Source organism: Turicimonas sp. TL08, assembly GCF_054660695.1.
Window position 1 is genome coordinate 12,690 of record NZ_BAAGDP010000022.1, and the last position, 18,263, is coordinate 30,952.

11 protein-coding genes are annotated in these 18,263 nt (G+C 46.8%); 8 read left to right on the forward strand and 3 right to left on the reverse strand.

Annotated elements, in window-relative coordinates:
* Positions 1-147 precede the first annotated feature (147 nt).
* Both uvrA and ACYQ4O_RS10455 read right to left on the reverse strand, forming a co-directional pair.
* Positions 148-5,739 carry an excinuclease ABC subunit UvrA gene (gene uvrA / locus ACYQ4O_RS10450; RefSeq protein ID WP_460175551.1) on the reverse strand — a complete coding sequence of 1,864 codons (5,592 nt, stop codon included), beginning with the start codon at positions 5,737-5,739 and terminating at the stop codon, positions 148-150.
* 192 nt (positions 5,740-5,931) lie between these two features.
* Positions 5,932-6,243, reverse strand: a complete 312-nt coding sequence (locus tag ACYQ4O_RS10455; RefSeq protein ID WP_066593989.1) for an HPF/RaiA family ribosome-associated protein — start codon at positions 6,241-6,243, stop codon at positions 5,932-5,934.
* Positions 6,244-6,564: 321 nt separating this feature from the next.
* Between ACYQ4O_RS10455 and ACYQ4O_RS10460 the strand changes: the two genes are divergently transcribed.
* Both ACYQ4O_RS10460 and ACYQ4O_RS10465 read left to right on the forward strand, forming a co-directional pair.
* Entirely contained in the window at positions 6,565-7,992 is a 1,428-nt protein-coding gene (locus ACYQ4O_RS10460) for an FAD-dependent oxidoreductase (protein ID WP_460175552.1), read from the forward strand.
* Between the two features lie 175 nt (positions 7,993-8,167).
* A complete protein-coding gene (locus tag ACYQ4O_RS10465; protein ID WP_460175559.1) occupies positions 8,168-9,346 on the forward strand; it encodes a S1C family serine protease in 1,179 nt (392 codons plus the stop codon).
* Positions 9,347-9,415: 69 nt separating this feature from the next.
* Here ACYQ4O_RS10465 and ACYQ4O_RS10470 read toward each other — a convergent pair whose 3' ends face one another.
* Positions 9,416-10,222, reverse strand: coding sequence for an SGNH/GDSL hydrolase family protein (locus ACYQ4O_RS10470; RefSeq protein ID WP_308514540.1), 807 nt, complete (start codon positions 10,220-10,222; stop codon positions 9,416-9,418).
* Between the two features lie 306 nt (positions 10,223-10,528).
* On the opposite strand from ACYQ4O_RS10470, the gene rplM reads away from it, so the two are divergent.
* From rplM to ACYQ4O_RS10500, 6 genes are all read left to right on the forward strand, one after another.
* On the forward strand, positions 10,529-10,957 hold the full coding sequence (gene rplM / locus ACYQ4O_RS10475) for a 50S ribosomal protein L13 (protein WP_308514542.1): 429 nt from the start codon (positions 10,529-10,531) through the stop codon (positions 10,955-10,957).
* Between the two features lie 2 nt (positions 10,958-10,959).
* A complete protein-coding gene (rpsI, locus tag ACYQ4O_RS10480) occupies positions 10,960-11,352 on the forward strand; it encodes a 30S ribosomal protein S9 (protein WP_308514544.1) in 393 nt (130 codons plus the stop codon).
* 458 nt (positions 11,353-11,810) lie between these two features.
* On the forward strand, positions 11,811-12,980 hold the full coding sequence (locus tag ACYQ4O_RS10485; RefSeq protein WP_308514714.1) for an efflux RND transporter periplasmic adaptor subunit: 1,170 nt from the start codon (positions 11,811-11,813) through the stop codon (positions 12,978-12,980).
* Between the two features lie 15 nt (positions 12,981-12,995).
* Positions 12,996-16,154: an efflux RND transporter permease subunit gene (locus tag ACYQ4O_RS10490; protein WP_460175553.1), complete on the forward strand. Its 3,159-nt coding sequence runs from the start codon at positions 12,996-12,998 to the stop codon at positions 16,152-16,154.
* Positions 16,155-16,157: 3 nt separating this feature from the next.
* Entirely contained in the window at positions 16,158-17,639 is a 1,482-nt protein-coding gene (locus ACYQ4O_RS10495) for an efflux transporter outer membrane subunit (protein WP_460175554.1), read from the forward strand.
* Entirely contained in the window at positions 17,636-18,244 is a 609-nt protein-coding gene (locus tag ACYQ4O_RS10500; protein ID WP_308514707.1) for a TetR/AcrR family transcriptional regulator, read from the forward strand. Before ACYQ4O_RS10495 ends, ACYQ4O_RS10500 begins: the two co-directional genes overlap by 4 nt.
* Positions 18,245-18,263: the final 19 nt, after the last annotated feature.

Sequence of the window (18,263 nt, forward strand, 5' to 3'; positions counted from 1 at the left end):
GTAAATTTATGACCTAAGACGGGGAGAGGTGAAGTAGGGATAAACCCATATCGAACACCAAAAAGCGGTTGACTTTTGCCGAACGTCTTAGGAATCATGAGCAGGAAAATGAAGGAGAGGTTGTTAACCTCTCCCTGGGACCTGACGCTATCGATTTAAGAATTCCTGAAGCGCTTTTGCGGTATGGGTATCCTTCTTAAGAAGTTTTTCGGGAGGACCGGCAAATACGACTTTCCCTCCTTCAGATCCCCCTTCGGGGCCCAAATCGACTATCCAGTCAGCCTCAGCCATCACATCCAAGTTATGTTCGATAACTACAACGGTGTTGCCCGCTTTGACTAAACGCTGCAGAACTTTAATGAGCTTATCAACGTCAGCCATGTGAAGTCCGACCGTCGGTTCATCCAGAACGTAGAAGGTGTGAGGAGCCTTTCGACCTCTCAAGGTGATGTCATCCTTCACTTTGGTAAGTTCGGAAACCAGTTTGATTCTCTGAGCCTCCCCACCGGAAAGGGTCGGAGAAGGCTGACCTAGGGTCAAGTAACCGAGGCCGACATCTTTCATCAGCTTCAAAGGATGAGCGATGGAGGTCTGGCTGGCAAAAAATTCGACAGCTTCATCCACATCCATCTTGAGAACTTCACCGATGTTTTTGCCTTTCCAGGTTACGGCCAGAGTTTCCTCGTTGAATCGCATCGAACCGCAGGTTTCGCATGGAACCTGAACATCCGGAAGGAAGTTCATTTCCACCGTCTTTGAGCCTTGCCCCGCACAGTCAGGACATCTGCCGACAGCAACGTTAAAGGAAAAACGGTTCGGCCCATACCCTCGCATCTTGGCTTCAGACGACGCTGCAAAAAGCTTTCTAATCTGATCCCAGAAACCGACGTATGTCGCCGGACAAGAACGCGGTGTCTTACCGATTGGTGTTTGGTCAACCTCCAGAACCCTGTCTACAGCTTCATAGCCAAGCAGATCTTGACAGCCGACAAATTTAACTTTTTCTCCCTTAGCCTGAACTGCGGCTTTCAAGTTATGCAGAAGAACTTCACGAGATAAAGTAGATTTTCCGGAACCGGAAACGCCTGTCACGACTGTTAGTCTATTCAGTGGGAACTTGACGGAATCAACCTTCAGGTTGTTTCTGAAAGCGCCTTTGACTTCAACAAAAGGATCGGTAGATTTCGTCTTCAGTAAAGCTTTGCCTTTATGCTGAAGAGGATTCTTCAAATACTGACCGGTTAAAGACTTGTCGGCATTGGCAATAAGATCATCAATCGTGCCGTTGACGATAAGCTGACCGCCGCGTGCACCTGCTCCCGGACCGATGTCGATGACATGATCCGCTTTGCGGATAGTATCTTCGTCATGCTCTACCACTAACAGAGAGTTGCCCTTATCTGCAAGTTTTTCCAAGGCGGATAAGAGAATCTTGTTGTCTCTCGGATGAAGACCGATGGTTGGTTCATCCAAAACGTAGCAGACGCCCTGAAGGTTGGTACCCAGTTGGGAGGCCAAACGAATACGCTGGGCTTCGCCGCCGGATAAAGTCGGTGCAGAACGATTAAGCGAGAGATAGGACAAGCCGACCTCTTTCAAGAAGGCCAGACGAGACAGGATTTCAGCAATGGCATCCTTTGCAATCGCATTTTCTCGTTCATCTTCCTTGACGGCATCCGCCAACATAGTGAAGTAGTCTTCAGCTTCTTCAACCGTCATGTTGGAGATGTCTGCAATGCTCTTTTCGTAGAACAGAACGTTTCTGGCAACTTCATTCAATCGTGTACCCGAACATTCCGTACAGTTATTGGAAAGTTTTAAAGTTTCCGTATCTTCTTCATCAATGTTTTCTCTGGCCAGAGCATCTTGGAAGACGCCCAAGCCGTAACCTTGGCAGGACGGACACCAGCCAATCGCCGAGTTATACGAGAACAAACGAGGGTCAAGCTGCGGGAAGCTGGTCTCACATACGGGGCACGCGCGAATAGCTGAGAACGTTTCAACTTTGCCTCCGCATCTGACCTGGAGGACACCCTTTCCTAGCTCTAAGGCAGATTGAATGACATGATCCAGTTCTCTTTCTCTGTCCTTGCTGATGACAGTCTCGGAAACAACAAGATCAATATTGTGTTCTTTGAATCTGTCCAACGTACGGAACGGATAAGTTCCTACGATTTGTTCGTCGACAACAAGACGTTCAAAGCCTTTGTTATGGGCTTTTTCGAAGACTTCTCTGTACGAACCTTTACGGTTCTTAATAAGAGGAGCGGTAATCATCACGGACTTGCCGGAGAAACCGGAGATAACCTTTTCAATAATGGCATCTTTTGTTTGCGGACGAACCGGAACATGACAGGTCGGACAATATTGGGTTCCGAGCTTGAGGTAAATCAAGCGGAGGAAATGGTAAATCTCGGTCAAAGTAGCAACAGTGGACTTTTGGCCGCCGCGGGATGTTCTCTGTTCGATAGCGACGGTCGGAGGAATACCGTAAATTGCATCCACATCGGGCCGGCTTGCCGGTGCAACCATAGAACGCGCGAATGCGTTTAAGGAATCTAAATATCTTCTTTGCCCTTCATTGAAAACCAAATCAAAGGCGAGGGTAGACTTGCCGGAGCCGGAAACACCGGTAACTACCGTGAATTTATTTCTCGGAATCGTCAGAGAAAGATTCTTCAAATTGTGCTCGCGAGCGTTAACGATAGAAATCGCATCTTTCGGATATTGTTCTGCAATCTCTGTTTCTTCTGCCGGAGCATTCACAAAGTATGCGGTCGGATCTTTCTCGATAAGAGCCTGACGGTAGGAAGCCAATGCCTTTCCTGTCGGAGTTTCTTTAATAACGAAATGATCCGGAGTACCGGCAAATAATTCTTCGCCGCCTTTTTCTCCGCCTTCAGGTCCAAGTTCGATAATCCAGTCGGAACCGTCGATAACGTCAAGGTTGTGCTCGACGACCAGAACGGAGTGACCGTTGTCAACCAACTCGCGAAGAGAACTCATAAGCTTGGCGGTATCGTCGAAGTGAAGACCCGTTGTAGGCTCATCAAAGACAAACATCTTGTGCTTCTTGGAGGCGGCTTCATTAGCTGCTTCAATAAGATATTTCGCCAGTTTCAGACGCTGGGCTTCTCCGCCGGATAAGGTCGGCACGGGTTGGCCGAGTTTCAAATAGTTGAGACCTACCTTAACTAAAGGAGTTAAGGCATTGACGATATTTTTATTTTCCGAGAAGTAGTACAGAGCTTCCTGAACCGTGAGGTCAAGAACGTCAGCGATGTTCAAGCTTTTGCCCATACGGGTGATGTGCACATCAAGCGTTGAAGGGCGATAGCGCTTACCGTCGCAGTCCGGGCATTTGATGTATACATCAGACAAGAATTGCATTTCTTCATGTTGGAAGCCACTTCCTTCGCAGGTCGGACAGCGCCCGTGACCGGAGTTAAAACTGAAGGTACCTGCCGTATAGTTTCTCTTCTGAGACAGCGGTGCGGCTGCGAAGAGAGCGCGGATGTAGTCAAATGCTCCAACGAATAGCGCAGGATTGCTTCGTGTCGTTTTGCCGATCGGAGTTTGATCGACAAAGATGACATCGTCGATTTTATCGGCGCCGATCAAAGATTCAAATTTGCCCGGCGCTTCGGTGGTTTGTCCTTTTTCTTGTCGAAGTGCAGGAACCAAAATATCTTGCACCAACGTGGATTTGCCTGATCCGGAGACACCGGCAACGCAAACCAGATGGCCCAAAGGAATACGGATATCGATATTTTTCAGGTTATGCTCTTTGGCTCCTAAGAGAACTAAAGCCTCACCGACAACGTTGACTTTTTTGCGCTTTCTCTTATTGATGCGCAAAGCACCGCTTAAATACTTGCCGGTTAGGGTTTTAGCCTTCTTAATTTCCTGAGGAGTACCGTCAAAAACAATTCTGCCGCCGTCAGCCCCAGGGCCCGGTCCCATATCGATGATTCTGTCGGCAGCGAGCATGACTTGAGGATCGTGTTCGACGACAACCAAGGTATTGCCGGCTTTTCTGAGCTTGCGCATGACGGAATTGACTCGGTCCATGTCTTGGGGATGAAGACCGATGGACGGCTCATCGAGCACAAACAAGGTGTTGACCAAAGAAGTGCCGAGTGCGGTAGTCAAATTAATTCTTTGGACTTCCCCTCCGGACAAAGTACGGCTTTGACGATCCAAAGTTAAATAGCCTAAGCCGACTTCTACTAAATAAGAGAAGCGGGTACGGATTTCTTTAAGAAGTTGGTCGCAGGTTTTTTCCAGTTCAGGCGACAGGCTCAGTTCATCAAAAAAGACTTTAAGCCTTTCAATCGGCAGGAGCATGATGTCCTGCAGGTTCAGACCCGGAAGGTTCTGAAGAATTTTGTCGCTGAAGGATGAGCCGACGGGACGGAATCTTTGATAGGTTTGACCAGACCCTCCCAGTACCTTATCTGCAAGTTCTTTAGAACCGATTCTCCAAAGCTGAGAGGCGGATTTCAGACGGGAGCCGCGACATGTCGGGCATTCGGAATATCCTCTGTAGCGCGACAGAAGCACGCGCACGTGCATCTTGTAGGCTTTGGTTTCAAGCCAGTCAAAGAAGTTTTTTACGCCGTACCATTTCTTGCAGCGGAAAGAAGTCCACTTCGGATCACCTTCGAGGACGAACTTCTGCTCTTTTTGTGAAAGCTCTCTGAATGGCTTGTTGATATCGATGCCTTCGAGTTTTGCATATTCGAGCAATTCTTTTTGACAATCTTCGAAGGAGGCCGTTGTCCAAGGCTTGATAGCTCCGTCTTTCAGACTTTTCGTGGTATCAGGCACAACGAGGTTGAAATCAACACCGATGACGCGGCCGAAGCCCTTACATGTTTCGCAGGCGCCTAACGGGGAATTGAAACTGAAAGTGGATGCATGAGGTTTAGAGTAAGTAATACCGCATTCGGCGCAGGAGAATTGACTGGAAAATTTCCATTGAGCCAGTTTTTCACCTTCCGGTGTTTCCGCTCTAATGTGCATGTGGCCTTTGCCGGTTTGCAGGGCATTTTCGATTGCTCCCATTATGCGGTACTTGTCGGAAGAGCTCTTGAAGCGGCCGGCGACAACTTCTACAACTGCGGGCCCTTTAGTCACATTTTTTAAAGGAGCGGCACGAGTGTAGCCCTGTGCGCTTAAACCGGCGAGAACGTCTTCCACCGGATAATCTTTGGGGACATCAACGGTAAAGCAAACATAAAGACGAGTGTTTTCCGGCAAGGATGCACAGTTTTCGATTAAAGAAGCATAGATATGTTCGGGACTGTCCTCTTTGACTTCTTTGCCGCATTTTTCGCAGTAAAGCACGGCAGCTTGAGCAAAGAGCATTTTCAAATGATCATTGATCTCGGTCATTGTCCCGACAGTAGAACGGGAGGTTCTAACCGGATTTGTCTGATCAATAGCAATAGCCGGAGGCACACCCTCAATCTTATCGACTTGAGGACGGTCCATTCTGTCCATAAATTGGCGGACATAAGGGCTGAAAGTTTCGACATATCTTCTTTGGCCCTCCGCATAGAGCGTATCGAACACCAAAGAGGATTTTCCTGAGCCGGAAACTCCTGTGACAACGGTGAATTTGTTGTACTCGAAATTAACATCGATGTTTTTTAAATTATTTTGTTTTGCACCGATGACGCTAATTCCGTTTGTTTTTGGTTGTGTCTGCATATCGAAATTAATTTTGTGTTCCATATAGTTATTTCCGGACCTCAAAAATGAAGATGGAAAATTTGGCCACGTTAATATATATCAAATCCCGATAGGAGAGGATCAGTACTGTTAGAAACTGTTTGATTTTGAAAGGAAAGGAAAACCCGGAGGTGCTTCTTGCGTCGGCATCAGGCGAAAAAAAACCGCCTTTCGGCGGTCGTCAGAAGCGGCTAATTAGTTGCCTCTTCTCTTAGCAGCATTATCTTTAACTTGGCGGGTCAAAGAATCGAATGCTTGACGAACAGCGGCGTGTGCGTCTTCGTTCTTTGTGTTCATGATGAATTCATGTCCCGGGGCGTTGAGGCAAACGCGAACGCTGCACTCACGGCCTTGGTTTTGATGTTTGCCTTCGCTTTCTACTGCAACGCGGCAGCTGATGAGGTCGGCATCAAATTTGTGAAGTCCTTCCACTTCTTTTGAAATTAATGCTTCGAGAGCTTCCGAGCGGTCGATACCATGAAAACTGATTTGTACCGGAAGTTTCATACATGCTCCTTTTTTTGTTGTTGTATGTGACTCTATTGTTTCACAAATTACGAAAAATTGTTAGGCCTTGTGCTTTTTGCAGTTAAGCGGGAAAATATACCTTTGTGTATGTTCACTTACAAGCCACACTCAGAACTTCCAGCTCCAGCAGAGGTATCTTCCGAGATGTATTTCCAGCTTGTTTTTTCTTGATTTTTTTTTTCACTCCATAGAAAAAATCAAGATTCCGCACTCTTCTTCACCACTTGATTATTAATTTCCACCTAAAATAGAGAGTCGTTTTGAGAACTCAATAATTTCCAAATTTTGTCCGGAGTGGGAATGGAAAAAGTATTTAAATCCGGTTTGATTAGAAACCGCAATTTAGAGCAGCTAAACCAAGAAACGGTCTGGGATGTCGTTATCATCGGCGGCGGTTCGACCGGTTCTGCCATTGCTTTGGATTCCGTATCACGAGGATTTAAAACGCTGCTGGTGAATTCGGGAGACTTTTCTTCCGGAAGTTCCGGCTCTTCTACAAAGCTCATCATGACCGGACCGTCCTGCTTGAAAGGACTCAAGGAGTGGAAACAGCTCAGAGAAGATTTGGAAGAAAGAAAGTATCTTTTGGCGAATGCTCCGCATCTGGTTAAAGAAAGGAATTTCATCATTCCTTGCTACAAAGGTTCCACACTGGCTTTTTACTATTTCTCTTTGCTTGCCGGTGCTTCTGCCGGTTACGGCGGGTACGGAATGGGGCGCCCTCTTTACCTGAGACCGGAAGAAGTGCTCAGAAAATTGCCGGACGTCAAAGCAAAAGAATTAGTCGGAGGCGTTCAATTCAAAGCTATTCAATTTGACGATGCAAGATTGAATATTGCTTTGATCAAGACAGCAGAGAAACAAGGCGCAGTTTGTCTGAACTATGTTTCTGCAAAAGAGCTGGAAAGAGATGCAAATGGCAGAATTCAGTCGGTTTCATTAGAAGACCAGCTTACCGGGCAGTCTTTCCGGGTTAAGTGCAAAATGATTTTTAATGCTGCAGGAGAAGGTGCCGATGCCGTTCGCCAAATGGCCTATGCCGAGGCAACTCCGTTGACTGAAGTAAAGAAATTTACCTGCATGGTCATGGAAGCCGGACATTTTGAAGGCGAGTACGGCATGCTTACTCCAAAGGCTAAAGGCGAGCAGCGCCTTTTCTGCACCCCATGGAACCGGATGGCAGAGGTTGGAGTTGTTGAAGAGAAAGAAGGCGAGGACAGCGGAACTGCCGTTACTCGTCTTATAGAAAAAATTAAGCCTTTTTTGGAATTTTCCATTGACAGCAACAATGTCACGGCTTCTTTTTCTCATACCATTGTGACTCCAAAGAAGAATTTCGGCCGAGGACACGAAGGCAGCAACAGTCTAATCCTGACAGAGTTTGAAAATATGGTGACAGTTGTCGGCGGCGGCTGGAAGAACTATCGTCAAAGAGCAGAAAAAGCTATGACAGCAGCCATTGACGCCGGTCTTGTCTATAAAAAACCGTGCTCCACAATGTTTATGTCAATCGCCAGAAACCATCACTTTGATCCGGAAGCTCTGGATAAAGGACTGGCAGACGGAAAAGACGTAACAGCTCAAGTGGTCGAATATGCTCAATATTGCTTAGAGCATGAATTCGCCTCCTGTGCCGAAGACGTTCTCTTCAGGCGCCTGAGAATCGGCCAAATGAGTGCTGCAGTTACTGAAAAACTCAGACCGGAAGTGGAGAAAGTTTTCGCATAACCACTGAAAATCAATTGGTTATAAATTGTTTTTAAAGTAAAAAGAATTTATCTGCACACCGCCTCTTAAGGAAAGCTTCCGGAGGCGGTGTTAGCATTCTTGAGCTTGCTAAAAACTTTTTCCTATCTTCATGAAGATGTTCTTTCGTTTTTTTCTTTTGTTCTCTGTGCTCGCCATGACAGGATGTGCTTGGCATGGCGCGATGGATAAGAATTTTTACGCCCCGGCATCTGACAAACCGGCCTTTAATGCTGTAATCGGCGTGATGCCTAATCCTATTAACCCTCCGCAAAGCGTTAACTACAACGGCGGCAAGATTGATATCGATCTGGAGAACATCGGCTACGCGGTGACAGCCTCGTTAGATACGGTTTTTAAGAAAGCTAAATTGATTGACAGCTACAGTCAGTGTCCTGAATGCCAAGGATTTGTTCTCTATCAGGCAGGTTTCACCGTGAGAGAGGGACAGGCTAAGAAAGCAAGAATGACTTCCGGCATGGACTTGGAATTCTTAAATAAGGATAGGCAATATCTCACCGCCATAAAAGTAAATGATGAAGGAGGAGTTGGCTCGTCTTCCGGCCTCTTCTCCGGTTTACTGTCTCAAGAGCAGGATGGAAAAGAGGTTTTAAGAGCAATTCAAAACTCAACGGCGAAGATGCTTAAAGAAGGAGAGGGACGGATTCTTCAAAACCAAGTGATTGCCGAGTACTTTTCTCCTCAAGTCACACCGGTTGCTCAGCCGACCACAGAAGCCGCTCCGTCAGATCAGCCTAAGGCAGAAAAAGGCGTTAATTTTCAGAATTATTTAAATGCCACGGTTGTTATCCGCTCAGGAAGAGGCTTCGGCTCAGGTTTCTTTATTCATCCGACACTGATAGTTTCCAACTACCATGTGGTTGGAAATAGTCCCAGAGTTCAGATCAAACTTAGAAACGGAAAGGTGTTTACGGGAAATGTGGTTTCTCTCGATTCTCAGAACGATTTGGCGCTGATTCAAGTTCCTTATCAATCTAAGTCCTTTCTCGACTTTGATGTGCAGCCGACCATTGGAGGAGAAGTTTTTACCGTGGGTGCTCCACAAGGATTTGAATGGACGATTTCCCGGGGCATAGTCAGCGGACTACGAAATCTGGACGGCATTAAAGTGGTGCAAACTGATGCATCGATTAGCCCGGGCAACAGCGGCGGTCCATTAATTTCTTTGAAGACCGGAAAGGTATTAGGCGTCAATACAATGGTATGGGCCGAGGAGCGCTCGCAGAATATTAATTTTGCCGTCTCTTCCTCTGTCGTTCAGAATTTCTTGATTGAAACTTTTAAGCGCTACGGACTTTCCCCGTCCGAGCTGTAGTAGTAATTTGCGACCATATACATGAAAACGGCACCGAAAAACGGTGCCTTTGGTTTTGAGGACAGCAGGTTAATCTTTCCAACCGTAGAATTCTTTAAGTACGTTCCAAGCTACTTGCTGAAGGTATTTCGCATCAGCAGGCTTCAGAGGCTTTTCGCATTCGCCTAAGAATTTGAAGCCTTCCGGAGACTTCTTAAAGAGTAATCCGTAAATCATGGCACCGTAGAGGTATGAACCGGCAGCGGTCGGGTGGCTCTTATCTTTTTGATGGAGGATTAAATCAGGTCTTTTCTTCAAGCTTTCTGCAAAGGCAAGACCGACCGGCAAGACGATGGCGTCATTGGCATTGGCTGCTTCAATAGTGGAATTCGCTAACTGACGCGTCTGTTCCGGTTTGTCCTGACGTGCCCACGTCATTACCACAATCGGTGTTGATCCGTGTTCGCGGACGGTTTCGATATGCTGTTTCAAGTATTTCTTGAAGTTCGGTACAAGCTTCGGATTGATTGGCTCGGTAGAAAGTGCCTGAAGAAGGACAACATCAAACATCGGAGGTGTTTTGCCGTCTTTGCTCTCTTTTACGTAGGGATCCCCTTCATGAGGAGTTAGGTACTCCTGAACATTATGGAAGGAGAGTTTTCCAGAAGAAATTGTTTGCAGACGAGCTTTCCATGGAGTCTTGCTTTCTTTTGCAAAACCTCTTACGTAACCGTGCACGCCGCAGTTGTAGAAGCTATAAGAGTTTCCAACATATAAGGCTGTAGATGGCTGATGGTTTTGAATATCGGTTACTTTCGGAGCTACATCAGTTTCAAGGGCGTTTACTGCTCCGGTAAAGGCAAAGGCTGAAACTACCGTCCATATAATCTTTCTCATCATATTCTCCAAGCTGATCATTCATGACTTTCAAGATTGTGGCGCTTTTTATCGGTTTTCTCCATGCGGTATGCGAAAGTTGGGTTTGCAGAAACAGCAAAAGAACGGTTAAGAGAAATTAATTTTTGCAAATCGAGAAGTTGAAAACCTCTTGATTTTTAAGATATAATCTGCGGTCTCTCTGTTGGAGCGTTGTCCTTTCGTCATCGCTCGTTCCGTTGTACTTAAAGTGATCAATGAGGATAACTCATTGATTGTAATGAATTAATTTGGATGAATAATCATCCTGCTTATAGGTGAAACGTAATGAAAACCTTCTCGGCTAAGCCGCTTGAAGTGAAGCGTGAATGGTATGTTGTGGATGCAACTAATAAGGTTGTAGGCCGCCTTGCCGCCGAAATCGCTCTCAGACTCCGTGGCAAAAACAAGCCCATTTATACCCCGCACGTTGATACAGGCGACTACATCGTTGTTATCAACGCTGACAAGTTGGTAATGACAGGCAACAAACCTGAAGATAAGAAATATTTCCGTCACTCCGGATACCCAGGCGGCATCTACGAAACAACTTTCCGTAAGATGCAAGAAAAGCATCCGGGCCGTGCTTTGGAAATCGCTGTTAAAGGCATGCTTCCAAAAGGACCACTCGGATATGCAATGTTCAAGAAGCTCTTCGTTTACGAAGGCAACGAACATCCACATTCCGCCCAGCAACCTAAACAGCTCGAGATCTAAAGATGATTGGTATTTACAACTATGGTACAGGACGCCGTAAAAGCTCCGTAGCCCGCGTTTTCATGAAGCGTGGTACAGGCCTTATCATCATCAACGGCCGTCCGCTTGATGAATACATTCCTCGCGAAACAGGCCGTATGGTCATTCGTCAGCCGTTAGTTTTGACTAACAATGTTGAAACATTCGACATTAAAGTTAACGTCCACGGCGGCGGTGAATCCGGTCAGGCCGGTGCTATCCGTCACGGCATCACACGCGCTCTCATCGACTATGATGAAGCATTGAAGTCCGTCTTGTCTCAGGCTGGTCTCGTTACACGTGACGCCCGCGAAGTCGAACGTAAGAAAGTCGGTTTGCGTAAAGCACGTCGTCGTAAACAGTTCTCCAAGCGTTAATTTCAACGCGTCGGAACTTACAGTTACGATTCAAATATGGTCTGCACTTGCTGCGGACCAAAGCAAAAGGGAGCATCGGCTCCCTTTTGTTTTGGGCGGTTTTTACCGCTCTTTTCTTTTGTACGCTTGTTGTTCTCCGTTTTTCCTCTTTCTTCTAGGTCTTCCAAAGCGCTGAGTGTAAGAAGTGCAAAAAGGAAAGGTGTAAAAAGTGTTTCAAAAAATTATTTAGTTTGAAAACAAATTTGTCACTTTTTACGGCGGGGGAAATAGAATTTTATACATTAATTATCATATAGTTAGTTTAACTATCAGAAAACTATTCGCTTATTTTCATGCCAACTCAATAGTTGTAATCTTCTAGGTAGAAATACTTAAAATAACTGTCCTGTTTCTGAATGAATGTTCATTCAGAAAATTGTAAACTCACACCTATTCTTGATAGTTAGACTGAGGGCGAAATGCTTTTTCTTAAGCAGTTAACAAAAACAAAGACTCTTATTGCAATTTTGGCACTGATCTCTTTGAGTGCATGTTCTGATAAAGCTCAGGGACCTGCTGCCGGCGGACAAACAAGAAAGCCGCAAGTTTCTGTGATTGATATTGAACCGACCTCACAGGTTATGATTACAACCCTGCAGGGCCGTACCGCACCCTATATGGTGGCAGAGGTAAGACCCCAAGTGGGCGGAATTCTTCAGAAACGCCTCTTTGATGAAGGTGCAGAGGTGAAAGAAGGGCAGCCTCTTTACCAAATCGATCCGGCGGTTTATGAAGCACAAGTTGCCAGTGCTAAGGCTGAGCTTGCTAGAGCAGAATCTGTCTTATATCAAAGTCAGCTGACCGCAAAACGTTATGCTCAGCTCGTTAAGACGGAAGCTGTCAGCAAGCAGCAAAACGACGATGCACAAGCTGCAGTAAAACAAGCACAAGCTGCTGTTCAGGCTGCTAAAGCTCAGCTGAAGACAGCTCAAATCAACTTAGATTACACAACCATTCGTTCTCCGATTGACGGAAAGGCCGGCCGCTCCTTAGTGACTCCCGGTGCTTTGCTTTCCGGATATCAGGCCAACAACATGGTTGTCGTTCAGACATTGGACCCAATCTATGTTGACGTCAATCAGGCCAGCGGCGATTTGTTAAAACTCAAGAAAGAACTCGCCGAGGGAAAGATCAAAGCTACTAAGGGCGAAATTCCAATCCAGCTTATTCTCGAAGACGGTACAAAGTACAGTCTTCCGGGCTCTTTGACATTGTCTGAAGTTTCCGTGGATCAAGGAACGGGAACATTGACATTAAGAGCAGAATTCCCGAATCCGGACGGATTGCTTCTCCCCGGAATGTTTGTAAGGGCAGAGCTTCCGCAAGGTGTGCGCGAGAATGCAATTCTGGTTCCTCAGAAAGCCGTTCTGCGTAGAACAGACGGTGCGCCTTATGTATTAGTTGTTGAGAACGGCGTAGTTGCACAAAAGGTTATCGATACAACTGAAACAGCAGGTTCCAACTGGGTTGTCGAAAGCGGATTAAAACCGGGTGACAAAGTCATTATCGAAGGATTCCAAAGAATCCGTCCGGGGGTACCCGTCGATATCGTTCCTCCGCTCTCTCAAAAAACCGCTACTTCTAAGTAAAAGCAGAGGGTTCTGATGGCAAAGTTTTTTATTAATAGGCCAATTTTTGCTTGGGTGATCGCTATTGTGATCATGCTTGCAGGCGCCTTGTCCATTCTTAATCTTCCAATTTCTCAATATCCGCAGATTGCTCCTCCGCAGGTTAATATCTCTGCCACTTATCCGGGTGCGTCTGCTAAGACAATTGAAGATACCGTCGTTCAGATTATTGAACAGAAGATGACCGGCTTAGACGGTTATCTTTACATGAGCTCGACCAGTGAATCCAGCGGACGTATTTCCATTACGCTGACATTTGAAGCCGGCACAGATCCGGATATGGCTCAAGTTCAGGTTCAAAACCGTTTATCCCAAGCCCAGTCTTCTCTCCCTGAAGTTGTTCAAAGACTCGGCGTAACGGTTATGAAGACAACCGCCAGCTTCTTGAAAGTGGTTGCTTTGACTTCCAAATCCGGAAAAATCAACGAGGCTGAACTCGGTGACTATCTGGTTTCTAACGTTCAGGAACCTCTTAGCCGTGTTGAGGGTGTCGGCGAAGTACAGATCTTCGGTTCTGCTTTTGCGATGCGTATTTGGCTGAATCCGGAAAAACTTCACCAGTATGGATTGACTCCGGCTGAAGTTAAGGCAGCTATTCAGGCCCAAAACGTTCAGGTATCTTCAGGTCAGGTCGGCGGTCTGCCTGCAGTTAAAGGTACCGAACTCAACGCTACGATTACCTCCAGTTCTTTGCTTGAAACCATTCAGGACTTCGAAGGAATTTTCTTAAAGACCACTGACTCCGGTGCCCAGGTATACCTAAAGGACGTAGCAAGAATTGAGAAAGGACCGGAAAACTATATGGCTACGGGTTTCTATAACGGCAAACCCGCTGCGGCCATGGCTATTAAACTAGCTTCCGGTTCCAATGCCTTATTGACTTCTGATTTAGTCAACAAGAAGATGGACGAACTTTCACAGTACTTCCCGGAAGACTATGAGTACGTTATTCCTTTCGACACAACACCGTTCGTTAAGATTTCCATCCAGGGCGTAGTCCAGACATTAATGGAAGCTATTGTTTTGGTGGTATTGGTCATGTACCTCTTCCTCCAGAACTTACGCGCCACTTTAATTCCTACAATTGCCGTGCCGGTTGTGGTTTTGGGTACATTCGGCATTCTCGGTGTCCTCGGCTACTCCATCAACATGCTGACAATGTTTGCCATGGTTTTGGCTATCGGCTTGCTCGTTGACGATGCGATTGTGGTGGTTGAAAACGTAGAACGCGTGATGCACGAAGAAAAGCTTTCGCCGCATGATGCAACCGAGAAGTCTATGGGACAGATCACCGGCGCTTTGGTCGGTATCGCTATGGTGCTTTCCGCCGTATTTATTCCGATGGCGTTCTTCGGCGGTTCTACAGGCGTAATTTACCGTCAGTTCTCCGTCACTATCGTGGCAGCTATGGGCTTGTCCGTCTTGGTTGCTTTAACCTTGACTCCGGCATTGTGCGCAACCATTCTTAAACCGGTTCACAAAGAAAAAGCCCAACGAGGTTTCTTCGGTTGGTTTAACAGAATGTTCAACAAAGGTGCCGACGGGGCTACTAAAGCTGTTGATTACATGACTCCGAGATGGGCCAGATTCATGGTTATCTACGGCCTTTTGATTGCGGTGATGGTATTCGGATTTACCAAGGTTCCGACCGCTTTCATGCCGGATGAAGACCAAGGTTCCCTGATGGTTCAGGTAACACTGCCGGCCGGAGCGACCCAAGAGACCACCCTTCCTGTGATTCAAAGAATGCAGGAATACTTCATGAAAACTGAAAAGGACAATGTACAGAGTGTCATGGCCGTTACAGGTTTCAGTCTGTCCGGGACGGGTCAAAACACCGCTATGGCTTTCGTGAAGCTCAAAGATTGGAAAGAAAGACCCAATCTTGACCAAAAGGCACAAAACATTGCGATGAGAGCCAACAGAGTCCTCATGAGCTGGAAAGACGCCATGGTATTCGGCTTCGCTCTCCCGCCGGTTCCCGAACTTGGTATGGCTGACGGTTTTGACGTATTCCTGCAGGATTTGGCCGGCGCCGGACATGAAAAACTGACCGAAGCCAGAAACCAACTCTTGGCGGCAGCTCGTCAAAGTCCTGTCCTCTATAACGTTCGTCCAAACGGCCAAGAAGACATGCCTCAGCTTAAAGTCGACATTGACTTTAAGAAAGCAGCTGCCCTCGGTGTTTCAGTTGAAGCTATTAATGATGCTTTGTCTACCGCATGGGGTTCTTCCTACGTTAATGACTTCTACGATAAAGGCAGAATTAAGAAAGTTTACGTGCAGGGTGATGCACCTTTCCGCCAACTTCCTGAAGACATTAACCGCTGGTACGTTAAGAATAACAAGGGAGAAATGGTGCCGTTCTCATCTTTTGTCAGCACCAGCTGGAAATACGGTTCTCCGCGCCTGGAACGTTTCAATGGTTTAGGTGCCGTCAATATTCAAGGTTCTCCGGCTCCGGGTTATACAACCGGTCAGGCTATGGAAGAAATTGAAAGAATTGTTCAGACCCTCCCATACGGTTACGGTATTGCATGGAACGGTATTTCTTATCAAGAGAAGGCAGCCGACACCCAGACTGGCGCTCTTTATGCTTTGTCCGTTCTGATCGTGTTCTTGTGCTTGGCCGCTCTTTATGAAAGCTGGTCAATTCCGGTTGCCGTGATTATGGTTGTTCCTCTGGGTGTTATCGGTGCGTTGGGACTTACCGGTGCTTTCGGCATGCATAACGACATTTACTTTAAAGTCGGTCTTTTAACAACGATCGGTCTTGTTAGTAAGAATGCCATTCTTATTGTGGAATTTGCTAAAGCATTGCATGAGCAGGGAGAAGATATTCTGCATGCTGCCAGTGAAGCCGTCCGTTTAAGAATTCGTCCGATTTTGATGACATCTCTTGCCTTCGGGTTGGGTGTTCTTCCTTTGGCTAAAGCTACCGGCGCCGGTTCCGGTGCACAGAATGCCATCGGCGTCGGCGTGTTAGGAGGTATGGTCACCGGTACTTTCCTGTGTATCTTCTTTGTTCCGATGTTCTACGTTCTTATTGTTAAGATCTTCGGTGACAAGAAAAAGAAACATAGCGCTCCTGCGCAGCAACCCTCAACTCAGGCCTCCCATTCAGAGGAGAAGTAGAAGATGAATTTTTTAAAGTTAACTCCATTAGTCATTTCCGTGTTGATTGCGACCGGATGCACGATGGCACCGGTCTACGAAAGACCGGAATCTCCGGTAGCCCCTACCTTCCCCCAAGGGGCTGCCTATGAAGATTTAGCCTTCAGTACTGCTCCGCTGCCCACATGGGATACCTTCTTTACGAATACAAAGCTTAGAGAGGTTATCAACACGGCGCTGACAAACAACAGAGATCTGCGTATTGCCATTCTCAACGTTGAGAAAGCCAGAGCTGCGTACGGCATTCAGCGTGCGAACCTGATGCCGAATGCAGGTGCTGATTTCAGTCCTACCGGTTCTCATACTCCGGACACAATGGCGCCCACAGGAAATGGCTATACCTCTCACACCTACCGTGCAACCCTTGCTTCAACTTCTTGGGAAATTGATTTGTTCGGCCGTGTCAGAAGTCTGACAGAAGCGGCTTTGCAGAACTACTTGGCAACGGAAGAAGCTCAATACGGCACTCAAAATTCCTTGATTGCAGAAGTGGCGAATGCTTGGATTAATGTCGGAGCACAAAAAGAACTGCTTCGCCTCCAGGAAATTACGCTTAAGAGCCAACAGAACAGCTTCAAGCTCATTTCTGACAGCTATCGCCTCGGAGCGCGTTCTCTGCTTGACGTAGAACAGGCAAGAACCACAGTCGAAACAGCTCGCGCTGCAGTTGTTCAGTATCAAAGATCTTTGGCTCAGGCCAGAAACAATCTTGAATTGCTTGTAGGAAGCAAAGTTCCGGAATCTCTTGAACCGGAAAAGCTGGAGGATCCGAGCACTTACGGCGCCATTGCTCCGAAGGGTTTATCAAGTGAAGTGCTACTTAACAGACCGGATATTCGTGCTGCAGAAAACAGCTTAAAAGCCGCGAATGCCAACATCGGCGCTGCCAGAGCCAACTTCTTCCCGCGTATTACTCTGACAGCCGGAGTCGGTACCGGGTCTCAGCATCTGAATGACTTGTTCAGCGGCGGATCCGGCTTATGGAGTTTTGCTCCCGGTATTACTCTTCCGATCTTTACCGGCGGAGCCAATATTTCTCAGTTAAGACAAGCCGAAGCCGAGCAGAAGGCTAAGGTGGCTCAGTATGAAAAAACTATTCAGAGCGCCTTTGCTGAAGTTGCCAATACTTTGGCTGCCGAGGGAACAATGACTCGTCAATGTTCCGCTCTGCGGGCCTTAGTCGATGCCACTCAGAGAGCATATAACTTGTCTTATAGCCGTTATAAGAACGGACTGGACGGCTTCCTGACAGTTTTAGAGAGCCAAAGACAAATGGTTGCGGCCCAAACTAACTACATTGTGGCCGAGCAGAACCGTCTTTCTTCTAACGTGACTTTGTACAAAGTACTCGGAGGCGGGAGCATAAAATCAACCTCTGCCGAGCCTGCGGCTTCTCAGACGTTAGCTTCCACTCAAGGGGCAGCCGTGACGGAGAAGGTCGAATGACAACTCACCGTTATCCGCGCCGAATGGAAATCAAGCGGCATCGACTGCTGGAGGCCGCTCAAGAGATTTTCTTGGAGAAGGGCTTCCATGCGGCCAGCATGAGCGATATTGCGAAGAAAGCTGAGGTCAGTCCTCCCCACATTTATAACTTTTATAAAAACAAAGCCGATTTGGCTATGGCCGTGCAGGAGAGAATGAATCAAGAGATCTTCGATACGCTTAAAAACAGCATGTTTGAAGAACGTTCAATTGATAAAGATGAGTGCTTGGACAATCTCTTAAAACCGGAAAGAGCAGCTCTGATGCTGACTTTAATTACGGAAGCTACCCGAGATGCCAAGCTGATGGAGCATTTCCAGAAGCATCAGAAGAAGTTCAGAGAGCTACTTTATGAGTACTACCATGTTGATCCGAATGACGAAGAACATAAAGTTCGCTTAGAACTATTGAACGCTCTGTATGCAGGTTTGGCGGTTCGTTCTTTGTTTTCTCCATACGAGAACAAAGAGCTGCTTAAGGAACTCTTGGGTAAGGCTGACAGTTTTCTTGCACGAAAACATCCGGTCGATCACATGAAGGATATTGAAGTTCCTGCAAAGAAATAGAAGAGGTTTTCAATAAGGA